Annotated in this window: 23 protein-coding genes and 1 pseudogene; 11 read left to right on the top strand and 13 right to left on the bottom strand. The window is 75.2% G+C overall.

Going from position 1 to position 22,603, the window contains the following annotated elements; translation table 11 throughout:
• The first annotated feature begins 14 nt into the window (after window positions 1-14).
• Window positions 15-1,217, top strand: coding sequence for a molybdopterin molybdotransferase MoeA (locus tag ACQEVZ_RS05800; RefSeq protein ID WP_433362276.1), 1,203 nt, complete (start codon window positions 15-17; stop codon window positions 1,215-1,217).
• A 36-nt stretch (window positions 1,218-1,253) separates the two neighbouring features.
• Here the strand turns inward: ACQEVZ_RS05800 and ACQEVZ_RS05795 are convergent, their stop codons facing one another.
• Window positions 1,254-2,801 (bottom strand): Rieske 2Fe-2S domain-containing protein, encoded by a 1,548-nt coding sequence (locus ACQEVZ_RS05795; RefSeq protein WP_433362274.1) that lies wholly within the window; start codon window positions 2,799-2,801, stop codon window positions 1,254-1,256.
• Between the two features lie 262 nt (window positions 2,802-3,063).
• Here ACQEVZ_RS05795 and ACQEVZ_RS05790 point away from each other — a divergent pair, with 262 nt between their 5' ends.
• A complete protein-coding gene (locus ACQEVZ_RS05790; RefSeq protein ID WP_433362271.1) occupies window positions 3,064-3,828 on the top strand; it encodes a site-2 protease family protein in 765 nt (254 codons plus the stop codon).
• A gap of 52 nt (window positions 3,829-3,880) precedes the next feature.
• On the opposite strand, the gene ACQEVZ_RS05785 is transcribed toward ACQEVZ_RS05790, so the two are convergent.
• The gene (locus tag ACQEVZ_RS05785; RefSeq protein WP_344505863.1) at window positions 3,881-4,516 is read right to left on the bottom strand and encodes a response regulator transcription factor; all 636 of its coding nucleotides are present in this window, start codon (window positions 4,514-4,516) and stop codon (window positions 3,881-3,883) included.
• A gap of 269 nt (window positions 4,517-4,785) precedes the next feature.
• Here ACQEVZ_RS05785 and ACQEVZ_RS05780 point away from each other — a divergent pair, with 269 nt between their 5' ends.
• Window positions 4,786-5,415, top strand: a complete 630-nt coding sequence (locus tag ACQEVZ_RS05780; protein ID WP_354904243.1) for a hypothetical protein — start codon at window positions 4,786-4,788, stop codon at window positions 5,413-5,415.
• A 123-nt stretch (window positions 5,416-5,538) separates the two neighbouring features.
• Here the strand turns inward: ACQEVZ_RS05780 and ACQEVZ_RS05775 are convergent, their stop codons facing one another.
• Together ACQEVZ_RS05775 and ACQEVZ_RS05770 are read right to left on the bottom strand one after the other, a co-directional pair.
• The gene (locus tag ACQEVZ_RS05775; protein ID WP_360569168.1) at window positions 5,539-5,808 is read right to left on the bottom strand and encodes a DUF1876 domain-containing protein; all 270 of its coding nucleotides are present in this window, start codon (window positions 5,806-5,808) and stop codon (window positions 5,539-5,541) included.
• A gap of 318 nt (window positions 5,809-6,126) precedes the next feature.
• Window positions 6,127-6,597 carry a Crp/Fnr family transcriptional regulator gene (locus ACQEVZ_RS05770; protein ID WP_344505860.1) on the bottom strand — a complete coding sequence of 157 codons (471 nt, stop codon included), beginning with the start codon at window positions 6,595-6,597 and terminating at the stop codon, window positions 6,127-6,129.
• A gap of 767 nt (window positions 6,598-7,364) precedes the next feature.
• Here ACQEVZ_RS05770 and ACQEVZ_RS05765 point away from each other — a divergent pair.
• A complete protein-coding gene (locus tag ACQEVZ_RS05765; protein WP_433376631.1) occupies window positions 7,365-8,186 on the top strand; it encodes an EAL domain-containing protein in 822 nt (273 codons plus the stop codon).
• Window positions 8,187-8,217: 31 nt separating this feature from the next.
• On the opposite strand, the gene ACQEVZ_RS05760 is transcribed toward ACQEVZ_RS05765, so the two are convergent.
• From ACQEVZ_RS05760 to ACQEVZ_RS05745, 4 genes are all read right to left on the bottom strand, one after another.
• The gene (locus ACQEVZ_RS05760; protein WP_433362265.1) at window positions 8,218-9,072 is read right to left on the bottom strand and encodes a universal stress protein; all 855 of its coding nucleotides are present in this window, start codon (window positions 9,070-9,072) and stop codon (window positions 8,218-8,220) included.
• Between the two features lie 92 nt (window positions 9,073-9,164).
• Window positions 9,165-9,998, bottom strand: coding sequence for a universal stress protein (locus tag ACQEVZ_RS05755; protein ID WP_433362262.1), 834 nt, complete (start codon window positions 9,996-9,998; stop codon window positions 9,165-9,167).
• Between the two features lie 183 nt (window positions 9,999-10,181).
• Window positions 10,182-11,078 carry a universal stress protein gene (locus tag ACQEVZ_RS05750; RefSeq protein ID WP_433362259.1) on the bottom strand — a complete coding sequence of 299 codons (897 nt, stop codon included), beginning with the start codon at window positions 11,076-11,078 and terminating at the stop codon, window positions 10,182-10,184.
• 34 nt (window positions 11,079-11,112) lie between these two features.
• On the bottom strand, window positions 11,113-12,015 hold the full coding sequence (locus ACQEVZ_RS05745; protein ID WP_433362256.1) for a universal stress protein: 903 nt from the start codon (window positions 12,013-12,015) through the stop codon (window positions 11,113-11,115).
• Between the two features lie 219 nt (window positions 12,016-12,234).
• Between ACQEVZ_RS05745 and ACQEVZ_RS05740 the strand changes: the two genes are divergently transcribed.
• The gene (locus tag ACQEVZ_RS05740; RefSeq protein ID WP_433362253.1) at window positions 12,235-13,239 is read left to right on the top strand and encodes a zinc-dependent alcohol dehydrogenase family protein; all 1,005 of its coding nucleotides are present in this window, start codon (window positions 12,235-12,237) and stop codon (window positions 13,237-13,239) included.
• 31 nt (window positions 13,240-13,270) lie between these two features.
• On the opposite strand, the gene ACQEVZ_RS05735 is transcribed toward ACQEVZ_RS05740, so the two are convergent.
• Complete coding sequence (locus ACQEVZ_RS05735; RefSeq protein ID WP_433362250.1) at window positions 13,271-14,149, bottom strand: universal stress protein; 879 nt, start codon at window positions 14,147-14,149, stop codon at window positions 13,271-13,273.
• A 503-nt stretch (window positions 14,150-14,652) separates the two neighbouring features.
• On the opposite strand from ACQEVZ_RS05735, the gene ACQEVZ_RS05730 reads away from it, so the two are divergent.
• Complete coding sequence (locus ACQEVZ_RS05730; protein WP_344505852.1) at window positions 14,653-14,874, top strand: DUF1918 domain-containing protein; 222 nt, start codon at window positions 14,653-14,655, stop codon at window positions 14,872-14,874.
• Between the two features lie 45 nt (window positions 14,875-14,919).
• Here ACQEVZ_RS05730 and ACQEVZ_RS05725 read toward each other — a convergent pair whose 3' ends face one another.
• Window positions 14,920-15,216, bottom strand: a complete 297-nt coding sequence (locus tag ACQEVZ_RS05725) for a PLDc N-terminal domain-containing protein (RefSeq protein ID WP_433362247.1) — start codon at window positions 15,214-15,216, stop codon at window positions 14,920-14,922.
• A gap of 64 nt (window positions 15,217-15,280) precedes the next feature.
• Window positions 15,281-16,261, bottom strand: coding sequence for an Acg family FMN-binding oxidoreductase (locus ACQEVZ_RS05720; RefSeq protein ID WP_433362244.1), 981 nt, complete (start codon window positions 16,259-16,261; stop codon window positions 15,281-15,283).
• A 503-nt stretch (window positions 16,262-16,764) separates the two neighbouring features.
• Here ACQEVZ_RS05720 and ACQEVZ_RS05715 point away from each other — a divergent pair.
• The 3 genes and pseudogenes from ACQEVZ_RS05715 (at window position 16,765) to ACQEVZ_RS05705 (ending at window position 19,403) form a co-directional block, all read left to right on the top strand.
• Entirely contained in the window at window positions 16,765-17,694 is a 930-nt protein-coding gene (locus tag ACQEVZ_RS05715; protein ID WP_433362241.1) for a universal stress protein, read from the top strand.
• A 128-nt stretch (window positions 17,695-17,822) separates the two neighbouring features.
• Window positions 17,823-18,227 (top strand): annotated as a pseudogene (locus ACQEVZ_RS05710) (CoA-binding protein); the annotation flags it as partial.
• Between the two features lie 138 nt (window positions 18,228-18,365).
• On the top strand, window positions 18,366-19,403 hold the full coding sequence (locus ACQEVZ_RS05705) for an Acg family FMN-binding oxidoreductase (RefSeq protein ID WP_433362238.1): 1,038 nt from the start codon (window positions 18,366-18,368) through the stop codon (window positions 19,401-19,403).
• Window positions 19,404-19,445: 42 nt separating this feature from the next.
• On the opposite strand, the gene ACQEVZ_RS05700 is transcribed toward ACQEVZ_RS05705, so the two are convergent.
• The gene (locus tag ACQEVZ_RS05700) at window positions 19,446-20,030 is read right to left on the bottom strand and encodes a CBS domain-containing protein (RefSeq protein ID WP_433362235.1); all 585 of its coding nucleotides are present in this window, start codon (window positions 20,028-20,030) and stop codon (window positions 19,446-19,448) included.
• Window positions 20,031-20,095: 65 nt separating this feature from the next.
• Window positions 20,096-21,097: an Acg family FMN-binding oxidoreductase gene (locus ACQEVZ_RS05695; RefSeq protein WP_433362232.1), complete on the bottom strand. Its 1,002-nt coding sequence runs from the start codon at window positions 21,095-21,097 to the stop codon at window positions 20,096-20,098.
• A gap of 295 nt (window positions 21,098-21,392) precedes the next feature.
• Here ACQEVZ_RS05695 and ACQEVZ_RS05690 point away from each other — a divergent pair, with 295 nt between their 5' ends.
• Together ACQEVZ_RS05690 and ACQEVZ_RS05685 are read left to right on the top strand one after the other, a co-directional pair.
• Entirely contained in the window at window positions 21,393-21,710 is a 318-nt protein-coding gene (locus ACQEVZ_RS05690) for an HPF/RaiA family ribosome-associated protein (protein WP_433362229.1), read from the top strand.
• A gap of 99 nt (window positions 21,711-21,809) precedes the next feature.
• Window positions 21,810-22,601 carry a sigma 54 modulation/S30EA ribosomal C-terminal domain-containing protein gene (locus ACQEVZ_RS05685; protein ID WP_433362226.1) on the top strand — a complete coding sequence of 264 codons (792 nt, stop codon included), beginning with the start codon at window positions 21,810-21,812 and terminating at the stop codon, window positions 22,599-22,601.
• The last annotated feature ends 2 nt before the right edge of the window (window positions 22,602-22,603 follow it).

Below are 22,603 nucleotides of genomic sequence, written 5' to 3'. Positions count from 1 at the left end.
ATACGGTGGATGACATGACCGCGGCAGTCACCCGCCCGCACCACCCGCAGCGCCACGCCGGCGGGACCCCGTGGGCGGCCGCCCGCGCGCTGGCGCACCGCGTGGCGGAGCCGCTGGGCCTCGTCGAGGTGCCGCTGACGGGCGCGGCCGGCCGCACCCTGGCCCGGCCGCTCGCCGCGGCCGTGGACCTGCCGGGCTTCGACAACGCGGCCATGGACGGCTACGCGGTCCGTGGCGACGGTCCGTGGCGGGTCGTCGGCGGCGTCCTGGCCGGCGGCCCGGGCGCGGCGCCGCTCGCGCCCGGCGAGGCGGTCGAGATCGCCACCGGCGCGCCGGTCCCGTCGGGTGCCGACCGGGTCGTGCCCTACGAGGTGGTCGCCCGCCACGGCGTGGTCGTGTCCGCGTCCGGCGACGGTGCCGGCAAGCGCCACATCCGGCGGGCGGGGGAGTACGTCACCGCCGGGCGGCCCGTCCTGCCCGCGGGGTCGGTGCTGACCGCCGCCGCGCTGGGGCTCGCCGCGAGCGTCGGCGTGGACGTCGTCACCGTCCGGCGCGCACCGACCGTCCGCCTGCTGCTCACCGGCGACGAGATCGTCACGGCCGGCACCCCGGCCCACGGCCAGGTGCGCGACGCGATCGGGCCCACCCTGACGGCGCTGCTGCGGGCCTGGTCCGCCGACCTGGTCGACGTGCGATGGACACCGGACCACCCGGCGGCCGTCACGGCCGCCGCCGTCGAACGGTCGCTGAGCGACGTCGACGTCACCGTGGTCGGCGGCGCGTCGTCGGTCGGCCCGGCCGACGCCCTCCACGACGTGCTCACCACCGCCGGCGCGACGATCCACGTCGACGGCGTCGACTGCCGGCCCGGCCACCCGCAGGTGCTCGCCTCGCGCGCCGGGCACTGGCTCGTCGGGCTCCCCGGCAACCCGTACGCGGCCATGGTCGCCGCGTGCACGCTGCTGCAGCCGCTGCTCGCCGGCCTCGCGGGCCGGACGCTGCCGGCCCTGCCCAGGGTGTGCCTGGACGGCGATCCACGGGTGCACGCCACCGCGACCAGCATCGTGCCGGTCCGCTGGGACGGCGCCGCGCCGAGCGTGGTCGACGGCGCCCGGCCCGGCCACCTCGGCGCCGCGGCCCTCGCCGACGCGCTCGCCGTCGTGCCACCCGCGTGGCGTCCCGGCGAACCGGTCGAGCTGCTGCTCCTGCCGCAGTGACCCGCCCTGGCGCCGGCTGAGCGCCAGGGCCGGCCATCACGCCCGGTCGATCCGCCGGGCGCGGATGGGGTGGCCCGCGCTCGTCACGCACCGGCCGGTGGGCAGGTCGAACTTCCAGCCGTGCATCTGGCACGTCAGCACGGTGCCGTCGAGCTTGCCGAAGCGTTCCAGGTTGGCCTTCAGGTGCGGGCAGTGACCCTGCACCGCCCAGTCGCCGATGACGATCTCCTCGCCGTCGCTGGTCCGGCCGGCGTACCACGCCTCGGCGTAGCGCAGCCGCTCCTCGCTGAGGCACTTGAAGAAGGTGTAGACGTACTCGTTGTACTGGCCGACCCGGGCGGCGGAGAAGCGGCAGGACAGGAACAGGCTGTTGACCCAGTCGGTCTCACCGGTCGCCAGCAGGTGCTCGATCAGGCCGCGGCGGGTGCGGAAGCGGTACCGGGCCCGCTCGTCACCGGCGGCGCGCACCTCGCGGGCCGTGAAGTCGAAGACGACGCTCTGCACCACGACGTCGGCGTCGTCGGTCAGGTCGAAGCGGACCGGCCCGCCGATGCCGGCGGCGATGTGCTCGCTCGCGGCCATCAGCGGCTGCACCCGGCGGACCAGCTCCGCGAGCACGTCGACCTCCGGGTGCGGCCATGCCGCCCTGGCGGCCTCGATCACCGGGCGCTGCCGCCGCTGGTAGTCGCGCAGGTAGCCCGCCTTGTCGGCGAAGAACGCGCGGACGTCCCCGACGGGGTGCCCGACCTCGCACGCGTCAGGGGTGATCGTGGCCGTGCTGCCGGGCAGCAGGACCACGCCGTTGGTGCGGCCGAGACGCTCGTAGTGGTCGATGAAGTCCTGCTGGTCGGGGAAGATGTTGCCCTCGTCGCCGAACAGGTCGTTGACGCCCCACAGCTCGTCGTCGAGGAAGCAGGGCGGCCCGGCGATCGGGAAGACCCAGCCGGCGTCGAGCTCCTCGATGTACCGCATCGTCCGGTCGAACTGGCGCTCCCGCTTCTGCTTGCCGAAGGCGCGCTTCGCGGCGGCGGGCAGCTCGTAGACCATCGGGTACCAGATGGCGCCGGAGAACTGCAGCAGGTGCGCGTGCACGCGACCGAGCCGCGCGAACTCGGTCAGGTCGCGGGGGCGGGCGTCGTTCTGGTTGAGCAGCCGCACGCCGTCGTGCTCGACCCAGATCGACGAGTCGCCGATCGGGCCGTCCGTCGGCGACACGAGCGCCTGGATCATGACGTTGAGCCCGCCGTCCAGGGCCACCGGCTCGCCGCTGCGGGTCCGCAGGAACGACCGGAACCCGAGCGCCCGCAGCTCGTCCTCCAGGTCGCTGGTCGGGTACTCGGGCAGCAGTACCGTCGCCGACTTCGACACGTGCCGGCGCAGGTGCTCCGCGTCGAAGTGGTCCCGGTGCAGGTGCGACACGTAGAGGTAGTCGCAGCGGCCGAGCCGGTCCCAGTCGAGACCGGAGTTGTCGGGGAACGGGAACCAGGAGGCGAGGAACGCCGGGTTCACCCACGGGTCGCACAGGATGGTGCCGGCCGGTGTCTCGATCAGCATGCCGGCGTGGCCGGTCCCCGTAACCCGCATGGGCGCACGTTCCCTTCCGCCGCCGCGGACGTGGCGGCACGGTGCCGAGCCTGCCGCCTGCCGGCCGGGCCGGGCAGTGCTGAAGGGCCCGACCGGCACCATGCCGAAAGTCCCGGACCCGGGTGGCACGAGGACCGATGGCACCGGGACTTCCGCCGCCGTGCTCCGGCGCCGCGGCGCGCGAGACTTGAGGTGCCGGGGAACGGCGGAACCGCGCCATCCCGCTCGCTCCGCGGCACCGTCCACCGGGGGCAGGTGTGACATGAAACAGACGCTGCGGCTCGGACGCGTCGCGGGAATCCCGATCGGCGTCCACTGGTCGGTGCTGGTCATCATGGTGCTGCTGGCGCGGAGCCTCGCCACCGCCGTCCTGCCGGCCGATGCGCCGGGCACCCCCAGGCCGGTCGCCTGGCTGTTCGGCGCCGCCGGTGCCCTGCTGATGCTGCTGTCGCTGCTCGCCCACGAGCTCGCGCACGCCCTGGTGGGCCGGCACTTCGGCATCCGGGTCGAGCGGCTGACGCTCTGGCTGCTCGGCGGCATGGCCGAGTTCCGCGACGAGCCGCCCAGCGCGCGGGCCGACCTCCTGGTGGCCGGTGCCGGCCCGCTGACGAGCGTCGCGGCGGCGGTGGGGTTCGGGTCCGTCGCGGTGCTGCTGTCGGCCGCCGGCGGGCCGGTCGCCGTCGTCGTCGTGCTGCTCTGGCTGACGACGATCAACCTGGTGCTCGCCGTCTTCAACCTGCTGCCCGGTGCCCCGCTCGACGGCGGCCGGGTGCTGCGGGCCGCGCTGTGGTGGTGGCACGGCGACCGTGCGCGGGCCGCGCTGACCGCCGTCCGGGTCGGTCACGCGCTGGGCGTGACGCTGATCCTCGCCGGGCTGGTCGAAGTGGTGATCTTCGGCCTGGTCGACGGTCTCTGGACGGCGCTGGTGGGCTGGTTCCTGATCATGGCGGCCGGCGCGGAGGGCGAGTCGGTCCGGTCAAGGGGTGGCGCCCAGCGGCAGCAGCCGAAAACCGGTGCGTTCCGGTAGCGGCGCACCGGTGCAATTGTCTGGGCCAGTGGTTGCCGTCAGTGTTTTGCCGTCAGTGCTTGCCGAGCAGGCGCGAGGCCAGCACCGCCGCCTGGGTGCGCCGCTCCAGCCCGAGCTTCGCCAGCAGGCTGGAGACGTAGTTCTTCACCGTCTTCTCCGCCAGGAACATCCGCTCGGCGATCTCCCGGTTGGTCAGGCCTTCCGCCACGTGCAGCAGGATCTTGCGCTCCTGGTCGGTGAGGTTCTTGAGCTCATCGGGCTGCTCCGGGCCCTTGCGGATGCGCTCCAGCACCCGGGCGGTGACGGCCGGGTCCAGCAGCGACTGGCCGGCGGCGACCCGGCGGATGCCGTCGATGAGGTCGGTGCCGTGGATCTGCTTCAGCACGTAGCCCGACGCGCCGGCCATGATCGCGGCGAACAGGGCCTCGTCGTCGTCGTACGAGGTGAGGATCAGTGCCTTGATGGACGGGTCGACGGAGCGGACGTCGCGGCAGACGTCGATGCCGCTGCCGTCGGGCAGGCGCCCGTCGAGCACGGCGACGTCGGGCCGCAGCGCGGGAATGCGGTGCGTCGCGTCGACGGCGGACCCGGACTCGCCGACGACCTCGATGTCACCCTCCCGCTCGAGCATCTCGCGCAGGCCGAACCGGACGACTTCGTGGTCGTCGAGCAGATACACCCGAATCATGGCTTCATTGTCACCCGGTGGCCACCCGCGCGGGCGGGCCGAAAGTCCCAGGCCCCCCAGCCCTTCGGCACAGAAACCAGCCCCTCGGCACTGAACCGGCCCTTCGGCACTGAACCGGCCCTTCGGCATCGACCGGCCGGAGGTCCCGCGGTGCCCCGGGACGTAGGTCCCGTCGATGTGGGTGGTTGTGCTCTGTGGCGGGCCGGTGCCAGTGCCACAGGCTGATGCCATCACATCGACGCACTTTCCAAGGCCCCGGAGGGCACGCCATGAAGCGCAAGACGCTCGACATCCTCGTCGGTCTCGGCCTCGTCGTCCTGGCAGGGCTGTTGCTGGTGGCCGGCCTGGTGCTGACCAGCAACGCGAACTTCGCCAACGACTACGTCAAGGACCAGCTCGGCCAGCAACAGATCTCCTTCAAGCCGGCGGCGACCCTGACGGCGGAGGAGAAGGAGTCGGCCTGCCTGGTCAAGTACGCCGGTCAGCAGCTGACCACCGGCAAGCAGGCGGAGTGCTACGCCAACGAGTTCATCGGCCTGCACCTCAAGTCGATCGCGGGCGGCAAGACCTACGCCCAGATGGGTGACGTCCAGGCTGACCTGAAGGCGAAGATCGCCGCGCTGCCGAAGGACGACCCGGCCGCCGCCGACCTGCAGAAGCAGCTGACCGACGCCAACACGGCCCGCGAGACCGTGTTCAAGGGCGAGACCCTGCGCGGCCTGCTGCTCACCTCGTACGGCTTCAGCGAGTTCGGCGCCAAGGCCGGCCAGGCCGCGCTCGTCGCGTACTTCGCCGCCGGCCTGCTGCTCCTGCTCGGCGCCGCCGGTCTCGTCCACGCCGCCGCGACCCCCGGGACCAAGGGCTTCGCGGTCCCCGACCAGGCGCTCGTCAGCGCCTGACCGTCACCCGCACCCCCAACCCCCCCGACCCGGGCCTCCCAGTGAGCGCCCGGGTCGGGCGCATGTCGGCATCGGGCTGCCGGACCGGCGGCCTGCCGGTCCGGCCGGTGTGGGCGGGCGCGGTCAGGCCAGCAGCCGCACGCGCTCGTCGGTGATGGCCTGGATGTCGGCCGCCGCCGAGAGCAGCAGCTGGTGGCCGAGGTCGTTGAGCGCACGGGCGACGGCGAGCTCGTCACCGATCTCCGGCACGTTCTCGTCGGCGGGGTTGAGGCGGGCCCGGCCGACGCCGAGTTGGTGGCTGTCGTCGTTGGCGTGCAGCCGGGCCTCGGCGTGGGTTTCCCCCTCGGTCTCACCGATCAGCAGGTCCACCGTCCAGTGCTTGGTCGTGGTCATGATCTCCTCCAGTCCGGTCGTTCGTCGCGTCGCGGGGCGACGCGTCACCTCCGACGGCCCCGCGCCCGGGCCACGGTCCGGGCGCTCGCGTCGATCTCGGACGGAAGGCGGGCGCCTGGGCCGTGGCGGCCCTGCCCGCGAACGTGTCACCAACAGCGGTGCCGCGACGCCGGCGATCCTCGGTGACCGCCGGGTCGACCGGGGAAGCTGAGCGGGCCGTCGTGCTGGGGTGAAGGCGTGACCATTCCAACGGTACCCGCGCGTCTGCCACAAACCTGTGTGTTCCGGCACCGCGGCGGCCTGGCCGCGAGGCGGGGGTCACCGCGTCGGCGTTGTTTCCCGGTACAGGTCGAGCATCCGCAGCCGGGTCGCCTGCATCCGCGCGACGACCACCTCGATCAGGCGCCGGGTCAGCTCGTAGCCGAGCTCCGGCTCGTCGGCGCACATCGCGCGGACGCCCGCGGCCTCGAAGCAGATCGCCAGGACGGGCGTGTCGGCCGTGGCGCCGAAGTGCCAGCGGTACGGCGGGAACAGCCACGACCAGCCGACCACCTGCCCGGCGCCGATGGTCTCCACGACGACGTCGCCGCGGCCGGGCAGGCGCGTGTCGAGACTCACCAGCCCGTCACGGATGAGCCAGAACTTGTCGGCCCTGCCGCCTTCGCTGAAGAGCCGGGTGCCCGCGCGGACCGTCACGCGGTGCGAATAGTGCGCCATGCGCTCCAGGAACCGGTCCGGCACTCCGGCCATGAACGGATGCTCGACGAGCAGATCGTGCGCGGTGATCATCGATCTCACCTCAACCGTCGTGTGGTGGTCTCCGCCTCCAGACAACGTGCCCCGGCCGGTCCCAGGTAGAGCCGCGAGCCCTCCGATGGCAGGACCTACGGCCCTGTCGCCGGCCGGGTCGTTCGGGGACGCGTGGCGGGGCAAGTCTTCAGGCCCGGGGTCCGGCGGCCGATAGTGCGGTTGACGACTGACTCCTGGAGGATGGCAGTGACCCTGCGGCGCAAGCTGGTCGGTGGGTACCTGCTGGTCGCGCTCCTGGTGGCGCTCGTCGGTGTGGTGGCCTGGCGGGTCGACGTCGGGTCCGCGCGCCGCGCGGCGATCACCGAGGCCGAGCACGTCGCGTTCGGGGTGGCCAGGGACGTCGCGTTCGGGCTGCCACCTGACTCCGCCGGGGAGCAGGACCCCGGCCCGCTGTACGACAGACCTGAGTGGCTCGACGCCTACCTGCGGCGGCTGCGCGACCTGCAGGGCCGCGACATCGTCGTCGTCGACCGCCGTCAGGTGGTGCTCGGCGGCGCGGTCCCGGACCACGTCGGCACCACCTTCGACCATGACACCGCGGACCAGGTCGGCGCCACGATCCGCGACCGGGTGCCGCGGACCTTCGTCGAGGTCAGCGACGACCACCCGGCCGGCATCAAACAGGTCGTCGTCCCGCTCGTCGGCCGCGACGACGTGACACTCGGCGCGGTGATCCTCGAGTACACCCCCCTCTACGACGAGATGGTCGCCTCCACCGGCCGGGCGCAGCTGACGATCGCCGTCGTCTGCGGCTCCGGTGTGCTGCTCGTGCTCCTGGTCGGCGGGCTGCTCGCGTCGTCGGTGACGCGGCGGGTCGCGACGCTGACCGCGGCGGTGCACGACGCCTGCACCTGCAGCCGATCGTCGAGACGCTCGCCGGCCGCACCGAGGGCGTCGAGGCGCTCGTGCGGTGGCAGGACCCCGCGGCCGGGCTGCGGGCGCCGGGCACGTTCCTGCCCCTCGCCGAGAATGCCGGGCTCATCACCGACATCGACCGGTGGATGCTGCGGGAGAGCTGCCTGACCCTGCGCGCGTGGCAGGACGACGACGCCGCGGGCGCCCCCGACTGGATCACCGTCAACATCTCCGCCGCCCTGCTGGACAGCCCCGACCTGCCGGACCTCGTCACGCGGACGCTGCGCGAGACGGGCCTGCGCCCCGAGGCGCTGGTCCTGGAGGTCACCGAGACCACTCTCATGCGCGACGTGGCGGGCACCGCGCCGCGGCTGGAGCGGCTGCGGTCGACGGGCGTGCGCATCGCCATCGACGACTTCGGCACCGGGTACTCGTCCCTGGGCTACCTCCGGGACATCCCCGCCGACGTGCTGAAGATCGACCGGTCGTTCCTCGAAGGGCTCGTCGGCAGCGACCGCCACCGGGGCCTGCTCGCCGCCGTCGTGCAGCTCGGGCACACCCTCGGCCTGCGGGTCGTCGCCGAGGGCGTCGAGGACGCCGAGCAGCTCGCCGAGCTTGTGGGCCTCGGTTGCCGGTACGCGCAGGGGTACCACCTGGCCCGCCCGGCACCGGTCGGGCAGCTGCGCGCCGCCGCCGACCTCGTCCGCGGCTGACCCCGGGCCGGGCCGCACGCTGCCGGTGTGCTCAAGGGGCGGCCGGCGCGTGGACGATCAGCACCGGGCACGCGGCGTGGTGCATCAGGTGCTGGCCGACGGAGCCGAGGAGCAGGCCGGCGAACCCGCCGTGCCCGCGGCTGCCGACGGCGACCAGCTGGGCGGTGCCGGAGGCGTCCAGCAGCGCCTGGGCCGTCCGGCCGTTGACGAGCCGGGTCTCCAGCGCGACGGCCGGGTACTTCTCCCGCCAGCCGGCCACCGCCGCCTCCAGCAGCTGCTGTTCCGTCGCCTCGATCATGGCGTACGGCAGGGAGGTGACCATGGGTGGCAGGTAGGCACGGACGGCGAGCACGCCGGTGCCGCGCAGCCGCGCCGCCTCGAACGCGACACCCAGCGCGGCGTCGGAGCTGGGGGAGCCGTCGACGCCGGCCACCACCGGGCCGCCGGCCGCGGCCCGGCCGCGCACCACGACGACCGGGGTGCGCGCGTGCGTGGCGACCTGCTGGCTGACCGACCCGAGCAGCAGGTGGGTGAGCCCGCCGCCGCCACGGTTGCCGACCACGATCAGGCGGGCGCCCGCGTCACCGAGCTCGAGCAGGGTCGGTGACGGCGCGGCATGGACCGCCGTGCCGTCGATGCTGACGCCGGTGCCGCGCCGGCGGAGATGCTCCACGATCTCGGCGATCAACGCGTCGCCGCGCTCCTGCGCCTCGGCGGCCATCTCCCCGGCCGGTCCCGCGTACTCCCCGCCGGGCCAGGCGAGCTGGTAGGCGTACACGATGTGCATGCGCGACCCGGTCCGCTCGGCCTCGTCCACGGCCCAGTCGACGGCGGCCCGGGCCTCGCCCGACCCGTCGAATCCGACGACGATCCGCTGTGCGTCCATCGCAGTCCTCCTTCGTGACGGTCCGGCCGGACAGGGCCGGGGTCTCCTCGCCGGGCGGGACCTCCGGCCCCGCCCGGCGGCGCGTGGTGCCGTCAGTGCCGGGCGATGAGGACCGGCGAGTCCGCGTGCTCGAGCACGTGCTGGGCGACCGCACCGAGATGCAGCCCGGTGAAGCCACCGTGCCCCCGCGCCCCGAGCACGATCATCAGCGCGTTCCGCGCCTCGTCCAGCAGCACCGGCACCGGCACGCCCTGCCGCACCCGCGCCTCGGCCTCGACGGCGGGGTCCTTCGCCCGCAGCCGCTCCAGGTCGGCGTCGAGCTCGGCGGCCAGCTTGTCCGGGTCGGGGCGGCGGGCCAGGCGGCTCGCCGGCGGCTGCCACACGCGCACCGCGACCAGCGGCACCCGGCGGGCCGACGCCTCGCCGAACGCCGCCTCCAGCGCCAGCAGGCCGCCGGCGGACCCGTCGGTGCCGACGACGACCGGCCCGTGGGACGGCAGCTGCGCCTCCGGCCCGGACCAGCGCTCGGCGTGGTGCACCACGAGGACCGGGCAGTACGCGTAACCGGCGAGCTGCACGCCGACGGAGCCGACCAGCAGCGAGTGGAAGCCGCCGTGCCCGCGGCTGCCGACGACGACCAGCTCGGCGTGCCGGGACTGCTCGCGCAGCGCGTGCGCGGGCTGCCCGAACCACGTCGACGTCGTCACGTGCAGGCCCGGATACCACCGGCGGGCCTCGACCGCGGCGTTCAGGACCAGGCCCTGCTCGTCGGTGATCTCCTCCGGAGGGCCGGGGACGCCGAGGGCGTGCGTGATGCGCAGCGGCAGGCGGAGCCGGACCGCCTCGTCGGCGGCCCAGCGGACCGCGCCGAACGCGGCCGGCGAGCCGTCGACGCCGACGATCACCGGCCGTTGGATGGTGGTCATGACGGCCTCCTCACGATGTGCGGCGGTGTCTTCAACGGTCGTCCACCGCCGTGCCGGCCGGAAGGGCCGATGGTCCCGTCCACCGCGGGCGGCGACACCGGCGCATGCGCCGACCGGCCCTGACCGCCCGCAGACCCTGGTACCCGATCCTGGCGGCGCCACCCGGCGGATGGGTGCGGTGCCTCAGGCGGCGCCTCGCCCCGCCGGTGTACCGGCGGGCGCACCGTGGGGCCGCGGGACGACCAGCACCGGCCGGTGGGCGTGGTGCAGGGTGGCCATCGCCACGCTGCCGAGCATGATCTCCTGCGCCGCAGAGCGCCCCCGCGAGCCGACGACGACCAGTGCCGCCGACCGGTCCGCCGCGTACCCGCCGAGGGCGTCGGCGATGGCGTGGCCCGGTGCTCCGTTCCCCGGCCGGACCAGGACCGGTTTGACGGACCGGCTCCCGTCCGGCGGCGGGGTCGACGGCCACTCCTCGGCCCTGTCGTGCACCGACACGAGCACCACCTCCCGCTCCGGCAGCAGCCGGTCGGCGGCCACGACCGCGGCCGAGGCGCCCGGGGAGCCGTCCCAGCCGACGACGACCGGTCCGCCCGGGACCGCCGCGGCGTCCCGCATGAGCATGGGATACGGCACGACCAGCACCGGCTTCGGGCTGTAGTGCACGAGGACGTCGGAGACGCTGCCGAGGACCGCGCGGAAGCCGTCGAGGCCACGGGAGCCGATGAGGACCACGTCGGGCTCCAGGGCGGCGGCGGTCCTGGCCAGCTCGAACCCCTCGCCGCCCTCGGTGGGCCGGGTGAGGGCCTCGGCGCGCCAGCCCGCGGTCCGGGCGATCGTGACCCCGGTGACGACGACCTGTTCGGCCCGCCACGCGCCCTCCCCGCGCAGCGCCTCGACGAACTCCTCGATGTGGTCCCGGCCGGCCCACAACCGCCGGCGGAGGCCCTCCTCGGCGAACGGTGGCGTCCACAGGTACGCGATCCAGGCGTGCGCGTCCGGCAGCAGTTGCGTGCCGGCCCGCAGCGCGGCGTTCGCGGCGGCGGAACCGTCGTAACAGACCAGGGCGCGTTTCGTCATCGCGGGCCCTCCTGACAGTCGGGTGGCCGCCGCGTCACCTCGGCGGGCGGACGACGACGACCGGGCAGTGTGCGTGGTGGACGGCGGCCTGGCCGGCCGAGCCGAGCAGCAGCCCGGTGAAGCCGCCGTGCCCGCGGGCACCGACGACCAGCAGCTCGGCGGCGGCCGAGGCGTCGACGAGCACGCCGCCGGCGCGTCCGGCGACGGCCTCGAGCTGGACGTCGACCTGCGGGTACTTCTCCTGCCATCCGGCGATCGCCTCGGCGAGCACCCGGCGCGCACTGAGCAGCTCGGCCTGCTCGCCGTGCACCGGCGGGGCGACCCCGTCCCTCTGCCCGGCGACGTGCCACTGGACCGCGGTGACCACGGTCAGCCCGGCCCGCCGGAACGCCGCCTGCTCGAACGCGAGGCCGAGCGCGAGGTCGGCGCCGTGCGAGCCGTCGACACCGACGACGACCCGGCCGGCGTGCGGCCCGTCGGCAAGGTCGACCTCCCGGACGATCACCACCGGGCAGGCGGCGTGCCCGGCGAGCTCGACTCCCGTCGAGCCGACCAGCAGGGCGGCGAAGCCGCCGAGGCCGCGGCTGCCGACGACGACGAGCGACGCCAGCCGAGAGGCGGCCAGCATCGCCGGCACGCACAGCCGGGTCGTGAACTCGGTGGTGATCCGCAGGTCGGCGCCGACGTCACGGGCCACCACGACGGCGTCGGCGAGCACCCGGGCCGCCGTCGCCCGCACGTCGGTCTCGTAGGCGACCGGCAGCGCGAACCCCACGGGCGGGTACACCAGGTCGGGCCAGTCGTGCGCGTGCAGCAGGTGCAGCGGCCGGTGCCGCCGGGCGGCGTCGGCGGCGGCCCACCACACGGCCCGCATGCTGCCGGCGGAGCCGTCGACGCCGGCGACGACAGCGGCGGCCGGGACGGATGACGTGGACATGGCAGCTCCATAAGATCGCTCCTGCGCCGTCGCCGGGACGGCGGATCGCGCGGACGTGTCCGGCCGGCGTCGCGGGCGGCGCGCACCGCCACCGCTGTCCCCACCACCAACCATCCGCGCCGGGTGCGTGGCCGGCCAGGGCCCGGCGGCAACGGACGACGGGGACCGCGGTGCGTGCATGGTGGGCGTCCGGGCGGGCAGGAAGGCCGGGTGCGACGGATGACCACGTGGCGGGTCGAGCGGCCGGGACCCATCCAGCAGCGTCCCCTGCGGATGGATTCGGCGCCGGTACCGGAGCCGGGGCCGGGCGAGGTCCTCGTGCGCGTCCGCGCGTGCGCGGTCTGCCGCACCGATCTGCACCTGGCCGAAGGCGACCTCCCGCCGTTACGGCCCGGTGTGGTGCCCGGCCACGAGGTCGTCGGCGACGTCGAGCGGTTGGGGCCGGACGCCGGCGACCTGCGGGTGGGTGAGCGGGTGGGGGTGGCGTGGCTGCGCCACACCTGCGGCGCCTGCGTCTACTGCCGCGCGGGGGCGGAGAACCTGTGCCCGTCCTCGCGGTACACCGGCTGGCACGCCGACGGCGGCTTCGCCGAGCACTGCGTGGCGCCGGCGGCGTTCGTCTACCGGCTGCCGCCGCGCTACGACGACGCCCATGCCGCCCCGCTGCTGTGCGCCGGGATCATCGGCTTCCGCGCGCTGCGCCGGGCGGAGCTTCCCCCGGGAGGCCGCCTGGGCCTGTACGGGTTCGGCGCGTCGGCGCACCTGGCGGCGCAGGTCGCGATCGCGCAGGGCGCGAGGGTCCACGTGCTGACCCGCTCGGCGCAGGCGCAGCAGCTGGCCCTGGACCTCGGCGCCGCGTCCGCGGGCGACGCCGCCGGCCGGCCGCCGGAGCCGCTGGACGCCGCGATCCTGTTCGCGCCCGTGGGCGACCTGGTGCCGGTCGCGCTGTCGGCGCTGGACCGCGGTGGCACGCTCGCGGTGGCCGGCATCCACCTCACCGACATCCCGGTCCTGCGGTACGCCGACCACCTGTTCCAGGAGCGGACGCTGCGCAGCGTCACCGCCAACACCCGCCAGGACGGCCGCGACTTCCTGGCGTTCGCGCAGGAGCATCCGCTGCGGGTGAGCATCACGGAGTACCCCCTGGGGGCGGCGGACGAGGCCCTCGCCGACCTCGCCGCCGACCGGGTCAACGGCGCCGCCGTCCTGGTCCCGCCTACCTGACCGCCCTACCTGACTGCGAGGCCCGGCCGGGCTACCGCACCACCGCGACCGGGCAGGCGGCGTGGTGGATCAACGCCTGGCTGACCGAGCCCAGCAGCAGCCCGGTGAAGCCGCCGCGGCCGCGCGAGCCGACGACCATCAGCTCCGCGCCGTGGGACAGCCGCCTGAGGACCGACGCGGCACCGCCGCGCACCGTGCGGCGGCGCACGTCGACGTCCGGGTACTTGTCGGCCCAGCCGCAGACCGACTCCGCCAGGGCCCGCCGCTCGTCGTCGAGCAGGTCCTCGGTGTCGTAGACGAGCGGCAGCATGTCGCCGGGGCCGGTGGACTCGGGCCAGCGGTACGTGTGCACCGCGGTCAGCCCGACCCCGCGGAACGAGGCCTGCTCGAACGCGAACCGCATCGCGTGCTCGGCGTCGTGGGACCCGTCGACGCCGACGAGGACCCGGCCCGCCTCGACGGCGTCGGCGGGCTCGCCTTGGCGGACCACGACGACCGGGCCGGCGGCGTGCGCGGCCACCTGCGCGCCGACGGATCCGAGCAGCAGGCCGCCGAATCCGCCCAGGCCGCGGCTGCCGACGACGACGGTGCCGGCCCACCCGGAGGCGTGGACCAGCGCGGCAGCGGCCGGCTCGATCGGCGTATCGGTGGTGATCGGCAGCTGGGATGCGACGGTGCGCGCGCGGGCCACGGCGGTGTCGACGACGGTGTCGGCGGCGTGCCGGACGAGCTCGTCCAGCGCGGGTGTCCGGCGGGCGCCCAGCGACGGGTGGGCGACGGGCCACGCGTACGCGTGGATGATGTGCAGCCGGCGGCCCCGGCGCGCGGAGTCCCAGGCGGCCCAGTCCACGGCCGCCAGGCTCTCCGGTGAGCCGTCGACACCGACGACGACGTCATGCTTGTGCTCCATCACGCGTCTCCTTCCACGGATCCCCGGGCCGTTTCGGCGTTCCGTCGTCCTGCGCCGGCGCTTCGTGTCGGACGTCCGGGTGGCCGGCGCGAAACGACACCCGCTGTTGGGGAGCCCGGTGCGGTGACCATCTTGGTGATGGCGAACCTGGCGGCCCTCGTCGCCGTCCTTGGCATTCCGCTCGTCGTGACCTGTGCCCGGCAGCGGGTGTCGTACCTCAATCCTTACCGCGGCGGACGGTCGGCGGCACCGGAGAAGGTCCCGCCCGCCGTGGGCCGCGCGGCCCGGACCGCCACGCGCTTGGGGCCCTGCCCGGCGCGCCGTCGCGCCGCACGTGGCAGATGGCCGGCGTGCCGCCGTCTCCTCGACCGCCCACGGCAACGCGGCGACCGGAAGAGCATGAAGACCCTGGCAACGGCGTGGCGCGCGGCGCACGGTTGATCGAGAGGGAGACCCCCGACCCCGCGGGACCGCTCGCGGGACGAGCGGAGGAGGAACGGATCATGCAGGCGAACATCGGAGACCGGCTGATCGTCGAGGGCACCCACCTGGGCGACAGCCGGCGGATCGGTGTCATCACCGAGGTCGGCCACGCCGATCACACGCCGCCGTACAGGGTGCGCTGGCTCGACACGGGCCATGAGGCGCTGGTCTTCCCGGGCCCTGACGCCCGGGTGCGCCCTCCTGCCGACGACGACGAGCCGGTCGGCGGCCCGGCGTCCTGACACCGGGGCGGTGGTCCGGCGGGGCCCGGTGTCAGGGTCGCCGGGTCAGGGCCGCCGGGCCCGGCCGCGGCGCGTCTCGTGCTCGTCCGGCCGCCGCCCGACGAGGAGGTACAGCAGCGGGCCCGCCGGCTGGATCGCGAGCGCGGGCCACCACAGCGCCTTCAGCCCCTGGACCTGCGACGCGGGGCGCCGGTACAGGTCGGCGGCGGCGATCGCGGTGAGCGTGATCTCCGCGGCCGTCCCCACCACGAGCGCCGCCCGGTCGCGGGTGGACAGGTCGCTCCATCGGGAATGGTGCACGGATTCGCGGCCGATCGCCCGGGCCACGGTCGCCAGTGTCATCGGATTCCTCCACGGTGCTGTAGGCCGGCAAGGCCACCGTAGGCAGGCGCCGGCGACAGCGGCGTCACACCGCGGTGGTGGGCGCGCCCGCCACCACGACGACCTCGGACCAGTCCCGGCGCGGGCTCGCGGGCACCGGCATGCCGTAGCCGATGCGCAGGATCATCTGCGGGGCCCACGGGTCGGCGGGGTCCGCGATGGCGCGGCGCAGCCGGGGGATCTCCAGCGCCTGGGTCATCGGCTGGGCGGCGACGCCGCGCACCGTGGCGCTGAGCAGGACCCGCTGCATGGCCTGGCCGGCCCGCACGCGGGCGGTGCGGCCGTCGGCGCGGCTGCTGAGCACGACGAGCTGCGGGTGGGGCTCGAACACGGCGGCCGGGCGGCCCGGGTCCGCCGACAGCAGCCCGAAGTCCCGTGCCGGCAGCCAGCCGTGCACGTCGCGCGGGCCGGTGAGCTCCGCCGGTATGCCGTCGCGGCGGCCGGGACCGCCGGCCGTCCAGGTGGCCAGCTCCCGGCGGTACGCGGGGTCGCGGCGCTGGGCGGCGTCGGCCGCGGCGGTGAGCGTCAGCAGCGCCTCGCGCCGCACCCGGTCCAGCACGGTCAGCTCGGCACCCTCCGCGGCTGCCGCCGCCCGCAGCTCGTCGATGACGCGTGCCGGGACGACGGCCCGGGCGTACGGTCCGCGGTTCGTGTGCCGCCGGAAGAGCGCCGTGCCGAGCGCGCGCAGGCCGGGCCCGGGGGCGCCGGACCTGCCCGGCTCGATCCGGGCCACGGTCAGGCCGTCGGCGGGAAACGGCCGCAGCACCGGCAGCCACCCGTCCAGCGCCATGGCCAGGCGCAGGTTGAACACGGCGGCGCCGACGCTGAGCAGCATCGCGCGGTGGTCGCGGTCGACGACCCGCAGCCGGCGCGCCGGGTCGGTGCGCACGTCGATCACGTCGTCGTGGGTGTGGAACCGCCACGGTTGGGTGTTGTGGATGGAGGGCGCGGCGACGGCGGCGCGCAGCAGGGTCTCCGTCGTCCCGGCATCGAGTCGCCAGCGCATCGCCGGTCATCTCCGATCGTCGCCGCACCGGCCGACTGGCCGCCGTGCTGTCGTGGTTCTGGCGTCCAGCCTCGTCGCCGTGGCCGCGGGCCGCACGAGGCGTTGGTCCTGTCGCGCCGGGCAGGTCGGCCCGCCGGCGGGAGCCGACGCGGCACCCCCTGCCCTTCCGGATCGACGGTGATCGCGGCATCGATCACCTGATGCGGATGATTCGTGTCCGGCGTGCTGGCACAGAGCGCCGCGGTGAGATCATGCTGGACCCGAGCGCCGCACGTGGTGCGGGTGCTGGCAGCCGCGACTGCGGCACCGGCGCGCCCCCGGCAGGGCCGGTCCAGGCGGCGCGGCAGGTCACCGACGACGTGGTGGCGGCACCGCATCGCCGCCCGTCGTCGTGGGGGCCGGGCACGGCCGGCGGTCCGCCCGGCTCCGGACGCACGTGTTCGGGGGACTTCGGGGGACGTGGAGGTTCGGGGGACTTCGGGGGACGTGGAGGGAGGCCGACATTGGGCTACCGGTACGGACCCGTGGTGGCCGGCGTCGACGGTTCGGCCGACAGCCTCGGTGCGCTGCGGTGGGCGGCGGACGAGGCCTGCCGGCACAACCGGGAGCTGCTCGTCGTCCATGCGATCGACCCGGCCCTGCGGGCCGGTGACGTGCCGCCGGGCAGCGCCGACATCGCCGTCCGGGCGGCGGACGAGGCGCTGCGATGGCGACCCGGTGTCTGCGCGGCCGGGGTGACGGAGGTCGGCGCCCCGGTCGAGGTGCTGCGCAGCCATACGCGGCAGGCCCGGCTGCTCGTCGTGGCGAGCCACGGCGGCGGCAACAACATGGCCGACCCGCTCGGCTCGGTGTGTGACCAGCTCTGCCTGGGGGCGGAGTGCCCGGTGCTCGCGGTCCACGCGGCACGACGCTGGGCCGATCCGTTCACGGTCCTGCCGCAGACAGGCCCGGTGGTGGCCGGCTTCGACGGGTCGGACCCGGCCCGCCGGGCGCTCCGCCTCGCGTTCGAGGAGGCCGCCGACCGCGGCCAGCGACTCGTCGTCATCCAGGTCTGGCAGCATCCCGAGCTGTGGCTGCACGGCCGGCACCACGGGGAAGGCCGGCACCACGGGCCGTGCCTGAGCAGCGACGAGTCGGCCGTCCACGAGGCGCTCGTGGCGGCGGCCGAGCCGTGGCGCGCGCGGCACCCTCTCGTCGAGATGGAGCTGCGCAGCGAGCCCGGCGACCCGGTCGAGGCCCTGACCCTCGCCTCGCAGTGGGCGATGCTCATGGTGTTCGGCACCCGCAGCCCGGCGGATCCCGACCAGCCGCCGAGCCCCTCGGTGATGCACCGGGTCCTGCGCGACATGGCCTGTCCCGCGCTCATCGCGCACGGCACCGTCCAGGAGCACGCCGCACCCGTGCCGGGCGCCGTGCATTCGGCGTCAGCGTGACAGCCGCCCGCACCCCCGCCCGGGCCGGCGGTCGCAGAGAAGCAGGCCGTTCGGCACCGAACAGCGTCCCGAGCCGGTGGCACAGTGGAGGTGTCGCCGGTCATCGTCACAGCGAGGAGCTGATCACGATGCGTACACCACGGCAGATACTCGCCGGCGCGCACACGATCGCGGTGGTGGGAGCGTCCCGCGACCCGCAGAAGCCCGGGCACTGGGTGCCGAAGATGCTGCAGGAGCAGGGCTGGCACATCGTCCCGGTCAATCCGCACGCCACGGTCCTGTTCGGCGAGCACGCGTACGCACGGCTCGCCGACGTCCCGGAGCACATCGACGTGGTGCAGGTGTTCCGGCCGGCGGAGGAGGCCGAGGGTCTGGTCCGGGAGGCGGCCGCGGCCGGTGCCGGGGCGGTCTGGCTGCAGGAGGGCATCGCCAGCCCGAAGGCGCGGCAGCTCGCCGGTGAGGTCGCGCTGGACTACGTCGAGGACACGTGCATGGGGGCGGAGCGCGCGCTGGCCGACATGGTGCACGGCGGATGCGAGCCGGAGTGCCCCGTCTACCACGGCATCGTGCCCGTGCCGGAGTCGTCGCCGGAGCCGGCCGACGCGCGGTGAACGTCGCCGGAACCGGTGCGGCGCAAGGATCTGGACGATGAGGCCGGGAAGGAGTTCGTCATGGTAACGGTACGACACACCGAGCCCGACGCGGCGATCCGCGTGGAGGCGGTCAGCCGGATCCTGGCGCGTGCGGCCGTGACCGCGCTGCGCGCACCGTCCATCTGGAACACCCAGCCCTGGCGCTGGCGCATCGAGCACGACGTCGCCGTGCTCCGCGCGGACCGGCGCCGGCAGCTGGACCCCATCGATCCGGAGGGCCGGCTGCTGACGGTCAGCTGCGGGGCCGCGCTGCACCACGCGTGCGTCGCGCTGGCGGCCGAGGGCGCGGCCGTGGTCGTCGACCGGCTGCCCCGCGACGACGACCCGGACCTGCTGGCGACGCTGCGGTACGCCGGCCGCCTGCAACCGTCGTCGCCCGCACAACGGCTCCGGCATGCGATCCAGGCCAGGCGGACCGACCGGCGGCCGTTCGACGTCCGCCCCGTGCCGGAGCACATCGCCGACCGGCTGCGCGCCGCGGCCCGCCACGCCGGCGCCGACATGCACCTCGTCCGGCCGCAGGATCTCACCGCGGTGGCCGTCGCCGCCGGTCACGCCGCCGCCGCCGAGCGGGCCGACCCGGCGTACCGGGCCGAGCTCGACAGGTGGACCGGGGCGCGTCTGGCTGCCGGCGACGGGGTGCCGCACGACACCACCGCGGCAGTGGGCGCGCGGCCGGTGCCGATCCGCGACTTCACCGGTGTCGACGAGGGCCCGAGCATCTACAGCGGTGCCGAACCGGTGGACCGCGCCGCCTCGTACGGCGTGATCGTCACCGACGTGGACGAGCCGGCGGCCTGGCTCGTCGCGGGTGAGGCGCTGTCCGCCGTGCTGCTCACCGCGACCGCCGAACGGCTGGCCACCTCCGCGATGAGCGACCTCGTGGAGGTCCGCAGTGCCCGGGACCTGCTGCGCCGCATGCTCGGCGACGTCGCCCATCCCGTCATCGGCGTCCGGATCGGCGTCCCCGGCCCGGGAGCCCTCCCGCCGCACTCGCCGAGGAGGCCGGCCGCCGAGACCGTCGAGGTCGTCGGCGAACTCATGGTGGACGGCTGACGTCCCGTCCGCAGGGCCCTTTGAGGCCCCGTGCCCTGCGGATCACGTCTCCTCGTCGGCGGTGGTGACCGTGTCGATGCCGGGCGTGGTGCGCACGAGCGCCATCGCGATGTCGCGTTCGGTGCCGCTGTCGAAGCGGCCGCTGACCACCGCCGTGCCACCGGTGACGGCGACCGTCCAGCGACGCTGACCGCCGGCGTACTCCGTCAGCCGTCGTTGCGCCTCGCGCATCGCCGTGTCGTCGGTGGGCATGATCGTGCGGAGCACGTCGCACCGGCTGACGATGCCGATGACGTGCTCGTCGATCACGATCGGCACGCTGTGGACGCCCTGGTCGACCATGACCTTGGCGATGTCGGCGACGTCGGCGTCGGGCCAGCCGGCCACCGGCAGCCCGGACATGACGTCCTCCACCCGGGTGCCCGGCGTGTCCGCCCCGGGTGCCGCCGGTCCGGCGGACCGGCGGAGCAGGTCCCGTTCGCTGATCGAGCCGACCAGCCTGCCGTGCGCGTCGACCACCGGCGCGGCCGTGATCTGCTCGCGTTCGAGCAGGGCCACCGCGCCGGCGACGGGTTCGTCCGCCCGCACCGTGTGGACGGGCCGGCTCATGATGTCCTTGGCGTGCATGGCGTGCCTCCTGTCGCCTTCCTGGGTGTGCTCCCTGGCTTCCCGGCCTGCTCCACGGCGGGGAGTCACGGTCCGGTCTCGTCGCCGATGACGTCACCGGTCGGCCGGCGGGGGCTCGCCGGTGGCGGCGACCCGGGATCGGCGCCGACGCGCAGCACGAGTTGCGGATTGCCGCCGTGCGGCAGGAGGCTCCGCAGCAGGGCGCGCGCGCCGGGCACCTCGACGGCGTCGCTCATCGGCGAGACCGCCAGCCCGAGACTGATCGCGGTGAGCCAGACCGCGCTGACCGCCTCGCCCGCCCGCAACCAGGCGGCCGGCTCGTCGGTGCGCGTGGCGAGCAGCAGGTACCCGGCGGACCGGTCGTCGCCGGTGCCCGGGGTCAGGGCGGCCCGGTCGCCGAGCCCGAAGCCGCGCAGCGGCACCGGCCGGGGCGTCGGTCCCGCGACGGTCTCCGGCGGCACACCGTCGCCCTCCTCCGCCGGCCGCCCCGTCCACTCCCGCAGCTCCTCCCGGCGCCGCTCGTCCTTGGCCTCGATGATCTGCGCGCCGTGCTCGGCCGCCCGCAGGTACGCGATCTGGTCGCCGTCGATGCGGTGCAGCGTCGTGTCCTCGGCCGTCGCCGCCGCGTGCAGCGCGTCCAGCGCGTCGCCGGCCGCCGGCCCGGACGCCAGGAACGGCCGCCGGTCAGTCCGCCGCTGCCGCATGGCGTCCGCGGCGGCGGCGTCCTCCGCCCGCACCGGCTGGATCCCGCCGGAGCGCACCCGGGCGAGCAGGTCCGGGTCGGCCGCGTCGGGATGACGCCGCACCGACGGGTTGATCCCGGACGCCGCCAGCGCGACCCGGGCGTGGTGCAGCGCCGCGCCGCAGCTCAGGATCAGCAGCCGGCCGGCCGGGTCGATGGCGTGCAGCTGGCGGGTCCGGTCGGCGTGCAGGTCGAGCCCGTCCTCGCTGACGTGCCACCGCCACGGCTGCGTGTTCAGCACGGACGGTGCCCGCGTGGCCTCCTCGGCGGCGCAGCGCAGCAGCTCCTGCACCGACCGCCCGTTGTTGCGTGTGCTGATGTCCATCCGTCGGCCTCGCTTCCCGCGAAGTGCCTCAGTGCCTGCCGCCTCCACGGTGCTTCGAGCCCGCAGGCGGTGCCGGACCGTCCGTGGCGGCGGCAGGGGCGGCGTTCTCGCAGCGCACCTGCCCGCCGTGCCGCCCGCTACACCTGGCCACGGGCGGCACCGGGGAATGATCCCGGCCGGCCCGCGCCACCGCGGTGTGACGGAACCAAAGACCCTGGAGGCGTTCCGTACCGGGGAGATCAAATGATCTCAGGCGGTCGGAACCCCGCCCCTTGGATGAGGGAAGGACGAGACGATGTCCCGCACGCACGACGAGGTCGAGGTCCAGGTCCAGCTGCAGGCAGGGATGGAGCCTCGGCTGCAGGGGTACGCCCGGGAGAAGGTCACCGCGGTGCTCGGGCACACGGGACGCCCGATCCTCTACGCCAAGGTGCGGCTCGACCGGATCGCGAACCCGGCCGCCACCCGGCCCGTCACCGCCCGCGCCGAGATCGACCTGAACGGCCGGGTCCTGCACGCCGAGGCGGCCGCGGACGGCCCGTACGAGGCCGTGGACCTCCTCCAGGACCGGCTGCTGGCCAGGCTCGAGCACGAGAAGGCCGGCCACCGGTAGGCACCCGGATCCGGGACGGCGAGGACGGGACCTTCGGCACTGTCGGCCCCTGTGACGGGCGGCGACACTGACGCCGTTGCCGATCCAGGAGGTGTACCGGTGCCGGAGCTCGACGTGTCAGTGATCGGCCCCGCGGGTGACGTCGACGTGCGCAGCCGCGGGCCGGTCGACCCGGACGACCGGGAGAGTGCGCGGGCGGCCGTCGCGGGCGTGGTCGCGCGGCACCGCTCGGCCGGCGCGGCGCGGCTGCGCCTCACCTGCGGACCCCACGCGGGCTGCCCGGCCGTGATCCAGGTGAACCTGCGCGTCGGCGGGGCACCCGCCCGGATCCAGGTCGACGGCCCGACCCTGCCGGCCGCCGTCGCGGCCGCCACGGACCGGCTGCAGCGCCAGATCACCCGGCTGGAGACCGGGTGGGAGCCGTGGCCGTGGCCCGACCCGCAGCGGCGCACGCTCGCGGTGCCCGGCCCGGCCCGGATCACCCGCCGCAAGGTGGTGCCGCTGCGGCCGCGCCGGGCCTGCCAGGCCGGGTCGATGCTGGCCGCGATGGACTACGACGTGTGCCTGTTCACCGAACTGGACACGGGCGAGGACGCCGTCGTGTACCGCGCCGGCCCCACCGGCCTGCGCGTCGCCCGGCAGCACAGCATGCGTCCGGTCACCGCCAACGGCACGCCGACACCGACGGTCAACTCGCGCCGGACGCCGGTCCTCACCCCGGACGCGGCCGCCACCCGCCTCGCCGAGGGCTGGCTGCCGTTCCTGTTCTTCACCGACGCCGCCGACGGCCGCGGCGCCCTGGTCTACCGCCGCTACGACGGCGGCGTCGGCCTGCTGGCGCCGGGTGACGCCGCGCGTTTTCCTACACTTCGCGCGCGGCCCGGCGAATAGAG

This window comes from Dactylosporangium sp. CA-152071 (assembly GCF_050936335.1).
Classification (GTDB): Bacteria; Actinomycetota; Actinomycetes; order Mycobacteriales; family Micromonosporaceae; genus Dactylosporangium; species Dactylosporangium maewongense.
This window is presented reverse-complemented; position numbering and strand designations above follow the sequence as displayed.